This is a genomic window from Postechiella marina (assembly GCF_039538365.1).
GTDB lineage: Bacteria > Bacteroidota > Bacteroidia > Flavobacteriales > Flavobacteriaceae > Postechiella > Postechiella marina.
Window position 1 is genome coordinate 406763 of sequence record NZ_BAABCA010000005.1, and the last position, 12450, is coordinate 419212.

Annotated in this window: 12 protein-coding genes; 10 read left to right on the plus strand and 2 right to left on the minus strand. The window is 29.3% G+C overall.

What is annotated here, in order from left to right; translation table 11 throughout:
* The first annotated feature begins 33 nt into the window (after positions 1-33).
* The 10 genes from ABD715_RS13220 to ABD715_RS13265 all read left to right on the plus strand — a co-directional run bounded on the left by ABD715_RS13220 (position 34) and on the right by ABD715_RS13265 (position 9792).
* The gene (locus ABD715_RS13220) at positions 34-2031 is read left to right on the plus strand and encodes a Piwi domain-containing protein (RefSeq protein WP_344788744.1); all 1998 of its coding nucleotides are present in this window, start codon (positions 34-36) and stop codon (positions 2029-2031) included.
* A complete protein-coding gene (locus ABD715_RS13225) occupies positions 2019-3065 on the plus strand; it encodes a PD-(D/E)XK nuclease domain-containing protein (protein ID WP_344788745.1) in 1047 nt (348 codons plus the stop codon). Before ABD715_RS13220 ends, ABD715_RS13225 begins: the two co-directional genes overlap by 13 nt.
* 177 nt (positions 3066-3242) lie before the next feature.
* A complete protein-coding gene (locus tag ABD715_RS13230) occupies positions 3243-4259 on the plus strand; it encodes an SAM-dependent methyltransferase (RefSeq protein ID WP_344788747.1) in 1017 nt (338 codons plus the stop codon).
* 72 nt (positions 4260-4331) lie between these two features.
* Positions 4332-4919: a hypothetical protein gene (locus ABD715_RS13235; protein WP_344788749.1), complete on the plus strand. Its 588-nt coding sequence runs from the start codon at positions 4332-4334 to the stop codon at positions 4917-4919.
* A 179-nt stretch (positions 4920-5098) separates the two neighbouring features.
* Positions 5099-6319 (plus strand): DUF418 domain-containing protein, encoded by a 1221-nt coding sequence (locus ABD715_RS13240; protein WP_344788750.1) that lies wholly within the window; start codon positions 5099-5101, stop codon positions 6317-6319.
* A 50-nt stretch (positions 6320-6369) separates the two neighbouring features.
* Entirely contained in the window at positions 6370-6951 is a 582-nt protein-coding gene (locus ABD715_RS13245; protein WP_344788751.1) for a pentapeptide repeat-containing protein, read from the plus strand.
* Between the two features lie 176 nt (positions 6952-7127).
* Positions 7128-7937, plus strand: coding sequence for a DUF6597 domain-containing transcriptional factor (locus ABD715_RS13250; protein ID WP_344788752.1), 810 nt, complete (start codon positions 7128-7130; stop codon positions 7935-7937).
* Positions 7938-8016: 79 nt separating this feature from the next.
* On the plus strand, positions 8017-8391 hold the full coding sequence (locus tag ABD715_RS13255) for a VOC family protein (protein ID WP_344788754.1): 375 nt from the start codon (positions 8017-8019) through the stop codon (positions 8389-8391).
* 127 nt (positions 8392-8518) lie between these two features.
* On the plus strand, positions 8519-8806 hold the full coding sequence (locus ABD715_RS13260) for a DUF1963 domain-containing protein (protein WP_344788755.1): 288 nt from the start codon (positions 8519-8521) through the stop codon (positions 8804-8806).
* A gap of 83 nt (positions 8807-8889) precedes the next feature.
* On the plus strand, positions 8890-9792 hold the full coding sequence (locus ABD715_RS13265) for a DUF6892 domain-containing protein (protein ID WP_344788757.1): 903 nt from the start codon (positions 8890-8892) through the stop codon (positions 9790-9792).
* Positions 9793-9917: 125 nt separating this feature from the next.
* On the opposite strand, the gene ABD715_RS13270 is transcribed toward ABD715_RS13265, so the two are convergent.
* Together ABD715_RS13270 and ABD715_RS13275 are read right to left on the minus strand one after the other, a co-directional pair.
* Entirely contained in the window at positions 9918-11441 is a 1524-nt protein-coding gene (locus tag ABD715_RS13270; protein WP_344788758.1) for an alpha-L-fucosidase, read from the minus strand.
* Between the two features lie 15 nt (positions 11442-11456).
* Positions 11457-12446 (minus strand): family 43 glycosylhydrolase, encoded by a 990-nt coding sequence (locus tag ABD715_RS13275; RefSeq protein WP_344788759.1) that lies wholly within the window; start codon positions 12444-12446, stop codon positions 11457-11459.
* Positions 12447-12450 lie beyond the last annotated feature (4 nt).

Sequence of the window (12450 nt, forward strand, 5' to 3'; positions counted from 1 at the left end):
AACTAAAAATTAACAATTAGAACTAAAAAATAAATGAGTGGACTTTTTTTAAACTTTTATCAAGTAGAAATTGACTTAAAAGAAGTCTCTACAAAAGCGCTCAATTACTCTGACTATCAAAGCAAAGAAGATTTTATAAGTTTAAGAGATTCTAACGAAAAATGTACTTTTTATAGAGAAAATGACAAAATACTTGTTTGGAGTGTCAATGAGTTCAAAAGTGAGTTCAAACAATTACCTGATTTTAAAATCAATTTAGATGATAACCCGAAAATACTATCTCGTATTATTGAAAATGGAGTTATTGATTTATTGAAAGAAACTGATTCCTATAGAATTTTCAAAAATAAATACTCAAATACTTGGGAAATAATTTCTTCAAAAGATGTACTTCAAAACTCAATTAAAGGATTAGAGATTAATCGTGTCGTGCATTTTTCACCATACTTTTGCTATAAAGAAGAAAAGCTACTATTAGGTTTCACTTTATCTAGTTCATTAAAAAATAGATTTACTTGGTCTAAACAAGAATTTGAAAAAAATGGAATTGATACTAGTGGTTTAAAAGGAAAAGAAGATATAATTTTTGCTAATAGACAATCAATCAACCGATTTTTAGAATCGAGAGGTGCTACGGAAAATTATGAAACTACTAGAACTAGAGAGAATCAAAATTCTACTTCTTTTCAAATTATAAATAATTTTTACAATTGGCTAGAGAAGAGTAAGAATAAATTAGAACTTCCATTTGGATTGAATATATCATCAATATCTAAAAGGTATCTTCCATTTGAAAATGACATCATTAAATCAGAAATTATACATAAACCACAAAGGTATTTTTATAGTAATCGAAAAAACACTCAAGGTCTAAGATATTATGACCAAATGGTCAAAACTTATATGCCTTATTCTTTAGAGCAATACCAAAATAAGAATATCAAACTAGGAATAATTTGCCCATCTGAATATCAAGGAGAAACAGAAGTTTTTGCAAAAAAAATAGAATTAAAACTTAAAGAAGTATTTCATTTCAATAACTTAAGTTTTTATTTTCTAAAAACTACTGATTCAGACTTAAAATCATATGAACACGCTATTTATGACAAAGAGTTACTTGAATGTGATTTAGTTTATGTGATTGTAAACCAACTTCAAGAAAAATTACCAAATAACCTTTCTCCATATTATAAATGTAAAGCGAAGTTAATAGGTAATGGTATTCCAACACAAGATGTACAAATAGAAACAATCAGACAAAATCTAGGTGCATTTACAATGACTAATATCGCTCTGAACTCATACGCCAAATTAGGAGGAACAGCGTGGACTATAGAAAAAGAAGATAAACTAAAGGATGAGTTAGTTATTGGAATTGGTTCAACTATTTCAAAAGATGGACAATTCGTTTTAGGTATTGCTCAAATTTTTCATAATGATGGCAGGTATATGACAGGTAACTGTTCTCCTTTATCTTCATTTGAGAACTATGCAGAAAACTTAGAGAATCAATTATTTGAAACTTTAAAACCGCTAGTAGAAGAAATGAAAAGCTCAGGAACATTTAGGTTAATTTTCCATTTATTCAAATCTGCAAGTGAAAAGTATGAAATTAAAGCAATTAACAATCTTAAAGAACGTCTTTCTGATTACAATTTTGAATTTGCTTTAGTACACTTAGCCTATGGTCATAATTTTCGACTATACTACAATGATGGAAGAAACGATATTATGGCAGGTTCTTACATTCAACTTAGCAAGCACTCAGCAATTTTACATTTCGTAAAAAATAGTGATCTTCCATTAAAAATAGATATTGACAAACGATCAACTTTTACAAGTATGTTCTATATAGCAAAGCAAGTCTATTGGTTCTCCCATTTATCACATAGAAGTTATATGCCATCTAAGAGAACAGTAACAATAATGTATCCATCATTAATGGCTAAAATGACAGAAGAACTTAAAAAAGTTGATAATTGGGATTATGATAGATTAAAATTCGTAGAAGATAAATTATGGTTTATTTAAGAGAAATAATAAAGAATAATAAAACACAAATTTCTCAATATAATAATATTGAAACTGTAGCATATTTATATGCTTCATCTTCAATACAATCTACTGAAATAGAAAACATCAATTTTGAACTTTCGCCTGAAGAATTTATAGCATTAGATGGATACTTAAATAAATCTGATTCTTATGAGAAAATAATTTCAATTATCTCTAAACCATCAATCAAAGGTATTGATGCTTCTTCAAACATATTTAAATTTGCAGGATTATATTTAGGAGCAAAAGACCAATTAGAAGATAAACTAATTGAAAGGTTCAAAAGAGGAGATATAAAAGAGCAATTTTTTCTTAGTAAAATTGAGCCTTCTTTAAAAAACTTATTAATTGAAAATCTAAATATTGATTTAACAAACCCATTTTCTGTTTTAGTAAATAAATTGTTTGGAATTAATGATGTTTCAGAAAAAAATATAAATAATGCTTTAACGTCAATTATTAATACTGACCTTGATATACACGCTTTACTTTTACTAGAAGATATAGAAAATCAACTTTTAGAAGTTATGTTTATCTCTAAGAGTTCAGAGGAAGTTTTACGAGATATATTTTATAACTTTCCAAATGCAGTACAAAAAATCATCAAAGATAGACGAAAAGGTCATCCCGAATTTGAAATAAAAGATGAATATGATGTACAAGATATACTATATGTAATAGTTAAGTCATTTTTTCCAAATATGAGGGACGAAGATCCAATCCCTAAAGTTGGCGGTAAGTCTACAAAAATAGATTTAATACTAAGAGAAGAAAAAATTCTAATTGAAGTTAAAATGATAAAAGAAAAGGATTCTAACGAAACACATTTTATTGAACAACTAAAAGTAGATTTTGAATCATATCACAAATGTATTTGGCTTGAAAAGTTATTTTGCTTTGTATATGACCCATTTAAAAAGACAAGAGACATATCGAATTTTAATGATTTAAATGGTGAACGGACAAAAGGAGAACACAATTACAATGTGGAAGTTATAGTGGTAAACTGAAAGAAAACCAGCAGGTAGCAACGTGTATAATTAATGGCTAGTTCTCGCCTACTTACGAAAACCCTCGCGGATTTTCTATCTGGTGCTTATTTGCTAAATTAGGTGCTTAAACACGCGCCACTAATCTTATACATAAACGTTACCTGCAATTAAAAAAATATCGATTATTAATTAATAATGGACATCCGAAAAGAAATAATTAGAATTACATCAGAATATTTTGAAGACAAACTTGACTTCCAAAAGCTGTCAAATGCTTCCAAAGAATTTAAATCCATTTTGAATGTGATTTGTGGACAAGATTTGGATATCGAAGAGGGGAGAAAGGATATTGAACACGGAAATGGAAAAGCTCTTGGTACGTTTTGGGCTGCTCTATGCCTTGATGATTTGTTGAGAACCCGACAATTTATCCGAGGAATAGATAAAGCCATTAAAGATAAAAGAAAGAAAAAACCAATTCATATTCTGTATGCAGGAACAGGACCTTTTGCGACACTTATTCTTCCGATTATTTTTAGATACCAAAAAGAAGATATTAAATACACCTTATTGGAAGTAAATCCATTTACCTTTCAAATATTACAAAATGTAATTTCTAAATTAGGATTAAAAGAGTTTGATATAGACCTAGTAAATAATGATGCTACTAAATTTAAAATAGATTCTAAAAATGAACCTGATATTATTATAAGTGAAACAATGCAAAATGCATTGGCAAAGGAACAACAGGTTCCAATCTTTTTAAATTTAATGAGACAAGTAAAGTTGGATACAATATTTATACCCGAGAAAATCGAGCTACATCTTGGCCTTAAAAAAGCAGGTATCCCATCAGAAGAACTTCAAATAAAACATTTTAATAAAGTAGAGAAAGTATTTGAAGTAAGTAAAGAATCTATGTTTCCTCAAAAGCAATCAGAAAAGCAATCAATTATAAAAAATTCATTTCCAAAAAAGAAAACTGTAATTGAAAGTAAAAAGTTGAAAGGATTTAATCAACTTGTAATTATTACTGAAATACAAGTATTTAAAAACGAGAAAATTGTTATTAATGAAAGTGGTTTGACTACACCACTTTTTATTCAAGAGATCCCTAAAAATCTAAAGGATTCATTAATTATTGACACACAATATCAAATTTCTTCCGAACCAAAACTTGAATATAAAATAACTTTACCGAACAATGTATAAGTAGCATTAAAACGACCGCTTATACTAAACCGTTAGCATTCATTAAAAAAACAATACTAAAGAGAAAAAAATATGGGATTTAATATTTCAGGTTTAGCAATAAACAAAAATTACGAAAAAGAATTTGACCTACTACAAAAGGAATTAGGCTGGAATCTTGAAAAGCAATCAGAAATTGACTTTGAAACCGCTTCTTCAAATTGGACGGAAGATAGTATTTGTAATGTCTATTTTACCGATAAAGGAACTTTAATGTTCATTGGAATGGATATGTGTACAGAATCTTTCCCTCTTAAAAATGACAATACCCTAACATTTGCTCTTTCCGAAACGTCAATGGCATTCAATATAAATTATTGTGAAAATGGAGTTGAAAAAAGGTCAATAATGGAAATAAATGATGAGCGAATGACTGATGAAGGAGAAAAGCTTGAGGTGGAAGAAAAGTCTGAAGACACATCTGAAATTATTTGGAATCAAATTGAAAAAGTTATTGGAAAGAGATTTTGGGATATTGAGTCAGATGAAAAAGCTGTTAGATATGTATTTAAAAAAGCACAAATTGAAAAACCTTTAACCGCAGAAGTTAAAGTAAATTCACAGAGTATAACGAACGAGCAAAAGACTGATTCAAAAAAATGGTGGCAAATCTGGAAATAAATAACGAAATGCCTAACACCATGTATAATTAATGGCTTGTTCTCGCCTACTTACGAAAATCCTCGCAGATTTTCTATTCGGTTTTTATTTGCTAAATTAGTTGCGCAAACACTTACATACTAGATTGTTATTTTTAATTTAACTCAAATAAAAAATACAATTTGATAAAAAATATTCTTATGAAAATTAGTAAGCCTATTGACCCCAATAAAAGAATAGAAATTATAGATATTCTTCGCGGATTTGCTCTACTCGGAATTATTTTTATGAATATGAGTTTTTTTAGCGGTTATGTATTCATGCCTTTTGAAGAGCTAAAGCAGATATCGAATTTTGAGTTAGATAATAATTTATATTATTTTTTAGGTATTACTGTAACTGGTAAATTTTACACTATATTTTCAATTTTATTTGCTGTTGGTTTTTATATACAATTTAACAAAAACAGAGATAGTGCTTCAAATTTTTTAAAAACGTATCGCAGAAGGTTATTTATTTTATTAATTATAGGTATTTTACATACTTTATTTTGGTATGGCGACATATTACTTACATATTCTATTTTTGGTTTTATTCTTATTTTATTTCGAAATGTAAAACCCAAAAAACTACTTCGATGGTCGCTCTTCTTTCTCTTTTTACCATTTTTATTCGATTTTGCGCTTTTACCATTTACTGAAGCCCTGCAAGCTAACACCCCTGTAAACACAGATAAAGCACCAATGTCTCGCATTTACTATCCAGATATGTTAAATGCAGATGTTATTAATACTTTTAGAGAGGGATCTGTTATAGAAATATTCAAGTTAAATATTCATAATTTTATATGGAAGCAAATAAGCTATATACCAACTGGTGGCTATTTTAAATTCCTTGGTATTTTTCTTTTAGGTTACTACCTAGCCTCTATAGAATTCTTTAAAAAAACACCAAAATCTACAAAATTAATACTAACCATTTTAATTGCTGGCATAATAATTACTGTTGCTGCGAAGCTATTAGGAGGCAACCCATATGAGCTGCCTACACTTCAAAATATTCGTTATAAATTCTTATCATTAATTGGTCAACTGCTCATTAGTATATCTTATATCATGGCAATAATAAAAATTGCCCAAACGGTTATTGGTAAAAAAGTATTTAAATACTTGATACCCGTAGGAAGAACAGCTTTGAGTAATTATCTTATACAAACGGTTTTAATGGTTGTCATTTTTTATAATTTCGGGTTTAGTCTATTTGGAAAAATAGGGTTAATTCCAACGTTCTTTATTGCATTAATTATTGTCGCTATTCAAATATTTCTAAGTAATATTTGGTTAAAACACTATCGATTTGGACCATTTGAATGGGCTTGGAGAAGTTTAACTTATAAAAAACGCATAAAAATTCGACATTAAAATTTATAAAATTAAACTTATAATTTAACAAAAGGTAACACCTAGATTAAATGAATCCCCCCTTTATAGAAGAAAAAACATATACAAAAAAAAACTTTTCGCATAAAGCACTCGAAAAAGGAGAATATGAATTATGCACCTTTTTAAATTGTAATTTCTCTAATTCTGATTTATCGAAAATTAGGTTTATAGACTGCGAATTTTATGACTGCAATTTAAGTTCTGCTTATATACTACAATCAGGATTCCAAAATGTACTTTTTAAAGATTGTAAAATGTTAGGCTTACAGTTCGATAAATGTAACGACTTTGGCTTTTTAATAACAGTAGACAGCTGTCAATTAAATCATTCGTCATTTTTTAAACGAAAGCTTTCAAAAATTTCATTTAAAAAAACTAAACTTCGGGAAGTCGATTTTACAGAAAGTGATTTAAGTTCGTCTATTTTTGACAATTGTGATTTACAAAATGCAATATTTAAAAACACTAACTTACAAAATACTGATTTTAGAAGTTCCATTAACTTTACAATTGACCCTGAAAACAACAAAATTAATGGAGCAAAATTTACCTTAGATACTGTGGTTGGACTTTTAACAAAATATAACATAAAGATAGAAGCTAACATATAAAATAAATCTAGAACAGTATTGCTTACCTAAAATATAGAAAATAATAATTTGAACTTTTATAAAGTAAAGCCACCACATAACAACCTGTAAAATTAATTATTACATTAGTACTTAAAATTAAAGGGCGTTACTTTTTATATCCCAACCTTTGTGTATCATCAGAAAAAAGAAACCGAGTGAATCCAAAAATATTTAAACCAAATAGCAAATTAGCAGACTTTGTAAAATGCTATTGGACTTTAGAAAGTTCTTTAAAAAATACACCTACAAGAAACACTATTGTTCCAGATGGAACTATGAAATTAATTTTCCATTATGGCGATTTATATTGGCATCATCCTAAAAATGGAAAAAGCTTTTTGCAACCGAGATGTTTTTTAATAGGTCAGCTTACTAAACCTTATGTTGTTGAGCCTAAAGGTGAAACAGGAACTTTTGTAATTCGATTTAATCCTAATGGTTTTTCACCTTTTACCGACATTCCTGTAAAAGAAATGGAAAATAAACCTATTGCTGTAAAAAAAATATTTGGTAAAAAAGGAGAGAAATTGGAGCAAGAAATTATAAATGCTAAAAACACCCACGAACGAATAAACATAGCAGAAACATTTCTGTTGGAGTTATTAAAAAGTAAAGAGGTAAAAGACAGAATTATAAACTCAACCATAGAAACAATTACGAAATACAAAGGACAAATTTCTGTTAATGAACTGTCTAAACACGTTAGTTTAAATAGGAGAATATTGGCTAGAAAATTTTCATCAAATGTAGGCTTAAGCCCAAAACAACTTTCTAAAATTGTTAGGCTTCAAGCTACATTAAAATCACTTTCACAAAACGATAAGACAAAATTAACTGATTTGACCTACGAAAATGAATATTTTGACCAATCTCATTTTATTAAAGATTTCAAAGAATTTACAGGAATTACACCTAAAGAATTTTACGGAGAGGATTTAAAAATGTCTTTAATTTTTGATTCTTAAAAAGCAGTGTTGTCCCATTTTTACAATTTTAAGTCTCGAACTATTCTCAATTTTGTAGAGAACTTAAAAAATGATAAATATGAATACTTTAAATCCAGTTTGTTGGTTTGATATTAATGTGGCAAACCTAGAAAGAGCTAAGAAATTTTATGAAACTGTTTTTGCTATTAAGTTAACAGACCTACCTATTGAATGGGGAAAACAATCGACATTCCCTTTTGAAAACAATGGAGTAAATGCAACAGGAGCACTGGTAGAAAAAGAAAACTATGTTGCTAATGAAAACAATACTGTTGTTTATTTCGCATCTAATGATTGTACTACTGAAGAAATGAGAATTGAAAACGCTGGAGGAAAACTTCTAAAATCAAAAACAGCAATAGGAGAATTTGGATTTATCTCAATATTTCTAGATACCGAAGGAAATACAATTGGTCTTCACTCTAAAAAATAGGCGAACGCAAAACAAGATATAAAAGCAATAGCGGTTTGGGTGTAAACTCGAATCGCTATTGTATTTAATACCGTATATTGCTTTTAGTAAACTACCTTTAATTTACAGGTTACTAAACACATAAAAAATGTTTAAAAATAAGACAATTAATCAACCTTTAAACAGAGATAACCATTATAGTCTATTAAACACTCACGGTTTAAATACTAATGTATTTACACAACACGAATTGCCTCAGGAACACGCTGCCACTAAATTTGGTGAAAAACCTAATGAATGGTTAGTTTTATTAAATATAAAAAGTATTGATGAGTTTAATTTTTGGGATGCAGGAACTTTAACCTATTGCATTCATAAAAAAGATTTGGAAATAAAGGAGTTTTTAAAAATCTATACAAGTATTGAAAGCAGTTAAAAATGACTTCTTATAATTTTATAGTTTATTACTATGCACCAACAAACCATACATACAGCCTTGTAGCCAATTAAAAAAATAATATGATTAGAATAAAACTATCTGAAGAAAATTTTAGTATCAATGATGTACCTTTTTCTTTCCCAATAGAAATTAAGCTTTTAAGTAAAGTACTTTCTGCCACTAAAAGAAAAACAAAAACTAAATATAATACAATCTACACCTGGGATGAATTGGGAATACTTGCTTACTCAAAAAATGGTAAATCAATAGAAAGTTTAACATTAGAATTAAAAAAAGAAGATTTTAAATTTAGTTCAAAAAATAAGTTTCAAGGACATTTTCTTTTCGACCAAGAAGAGATTTTAACATATTATAAATTAAACAAAACCAAAAGAGTTAAACTTTTTAAAGGTGATTCGTCAGGAGCTCTAGTCTTAAACAATGTTAGTGTTTGGTTTGCTTCCAAAAAAAATAACATTGAAGCACTTGTAATAAAGGCTTACGAGAGCTCTTCGCTACCCAAAATACCAAAGAATAAATATGCGATTAAAAAATTAGAAGAGGAAGAAATCACGTTTCTAGACTTCGGCTTTAAATTAGCAATTATTCAAGAACTGATGTATAACAAAGAATTGATTAAACCCAAGTTTGATTTATTTGAATTTGTTCTTTGGTATCCAAAAAGAGATATTGACCTTGAGGAAGAAGGCTATGAACCAATTGAAGAAGTTACTCAATATTTTAAGGACTTACCGATTCCAAAAAGATTAGCATCTGAAATAACAGAAATTTATCAGGATGGTGGAAATGACATTTATATGCAACTTCTACGATTTGGAGAAGGTTGGGAAAATTATTGGGACATAGAAACTGCAATGGATGCAAAACAATTCCCTAACTTAAAGAAAACCGTATTATGTTATGCCAAAGACACTGTTATTGATGAATTAAATAATATGGGAATTAAATCAGAATGGATATAAAAACAGACCAAATAATATTATATACATCTTTAATTTTAGGCTGAGATACTCAGATTAAACATATAAAACAAAAGCACTCTAAAATGTATTTTTAGGGCGCTTTAAGTTTTTAAACTGTTTATAATTTACTTCAGTTTAATTTTGTAAACAATGGCTGCATCACCTTCTGCTGGTTTTTTCTTAGGAGAAGTTACTTTTAGTCCTGTTTTAGAAATAGACCATTTTATACGCTCTTTACTCCCCAAAACACTAACTGACTTTATCTGCATACCCTTTGCTTTTCCTGCAAACGTTTTTAAAATAACATCTTGCTTAGCTCCTGGCCAACCTAATTGAATGGCATACACCGTTTTTTCTTTTTTGGTGTAACGAATATCTTGCGCATTTAAATCGTTTAAACCTGCTTTTATAGATCCGTAAGCATTCCAATCGTCGTTAGGATTTCTTTTTAGTTCAGTTGGTCCTTGTCCAAACTCTACAAATGGTCGTGTATTATAAATAGCTTCTCCATATAATTTTAACCAACGCCCTATACCAGCCATAGCATTAGCTTGTTCTTCTGGTATTATACCTTCTGCCATTGGCGCAGCTGCAAGAATCATTACTCCATTTTTACTAACTACTTCTGCTAAAATTCTAATGGCTTTTACAGGATTTAGCGCAGTACGTTTATCTTTATTGTAACCCCAAGAGCTTCCTAATTGAAAATCGGTTACCCATACAAATGGCATTATATCTTCCATGGTGGCTCTTTCTACATTTACAACTGCTAAATCTGTCGGAAAAAAATCGCCTTTTGTATTTACAACAACCTCTTTATTAAGTGTAGCTGCTTTATTAAAGTAGTTTGCTAAAAATTGTTTACGGTACCCTTCTTCTACATAACCTTGAGCAAAATCCATCCAAATATAATCTGGACAATAAGCATCTATAACTTCATTTAATTTACCTAACCAAATGTCGCATTCTTCTTTATAACTTGTATTACCATACAAAATATCGTATTTACCACCTTCTGGAAACTCCAAAGTTTTATAAGCTTTAGCGTGCTGGCTTACTGGACGTAACACACTGTTTTCTCTCTTAGGAAAAAACATCATATGAAAACCATGATGAAAGGTTGTCATAAATTTTAAATCGCGTTTTTTAACCTCCAAAGCCATTTCTTTAACAACATCTATTTTTGGCCCCATAACCTTAGAGTTCCATGGGTTTACTTCGCTTTCCCAAAGTGAAAAACCATCGTGATGCTCTGCTATTGTTCCAATAAATTTAGCTCCCATATTCTCGAACATATCTACCCAACGTTTTGCAGAAAATTTTTCTCCTTTCCACTCTGGAATAAAATCATGGTAATGCTTATCTCTACCATATGTTTTTGTGTGATAATTGTAAACATCTTTCCCCCAATTCTTCTTACGGTCGTGCTCATACATAAAACGCCCATACCATTCATTTCCGTTTGCAGGCACATTATAAACCCCCCAATGAAAGTACACGCCCAATTTGGCATCTGCAAACCACTCTGGTGTTACTTTATGTTTATTTAAACTCTTCCATTCTGGTTTAAACGTTTCTTGTGCATTAGTAATAGTTACTAACATTAAAAAGACTAATAAAAATGTAAACCTTTTATTTTTCGTCAACATATATTTAAGTTTTGTTTATTGTTTTTCTTCTACCCATTCTAATTTATCGATACTTACGCCCATGTCGGGATATACAACACTAGAAATATACCACTGCCCATCTTCATCTTGAAAAATTTCTGGAGCATGAGATTTTAATACTGTTATTTGTTTTTCGTTATCTACACCAAAATTAGTAATGTCTTTTGATGCAAACACATGCGCATTATTAGTATAAGCTCCCATTAAGCTAACTCGATCCCATTGCCCTTTTTTCCATGAACACACAAAAAGATAAAATGTATTATTATGAAAAATAACAGAAGGAGATTCTGGATCGAACGCATTTGTGGTTAAAATCGTTTGTGCCTCGCTCCATTGAATTAAATCTTTTGAAGTTCGCATGCGAACACATTTTTCTGAGCAATATGTCATATAATAAATCCCTTTATAAAGTATTAAATTAGGGTCGCGAGCTCCTTTTTCCTCATTAAACAAACTCCCCTTAGGTGTCCAATTATAAAGATCTGGAGAAGTAGCCAAACGCATTGGACTGTGCCCATAAACCATATAATATAAATCTTCTTTTTTAACAATATAAGGTGCATGATTTGCTTCTATTTCTCCAGGACGTTCCTTAGGTGTTAGAATTTTTTTTAAATCTTTATAATGATGCTTTTTTACACTTTTTTTAAAATGTTTTACCGAAGAAATTGCATGAAAAGAAGCATATTCTCCTTGATGAATATTACCTAATTCAGGATTGGTATACGGATGCGTAATTCCAAAAATATGCCAAAAACCATCTTCTCCTTTAACAAAACAATGATCGTTAGGAATCCACCTATCATACCACTTACCTTCTTTTAACAACTTTGTATCTGGTCCAAAAAAATAATCTCCAACAGGTTGATAAATTTTAACATAATTATGCTGTTGCTTTGGTATTAATATTTTATTAGACTGACCAAAAGCCAAATGAGACAAAATAATAAAAGGTATAAATAATAAAACTTTAAATTTCATAACT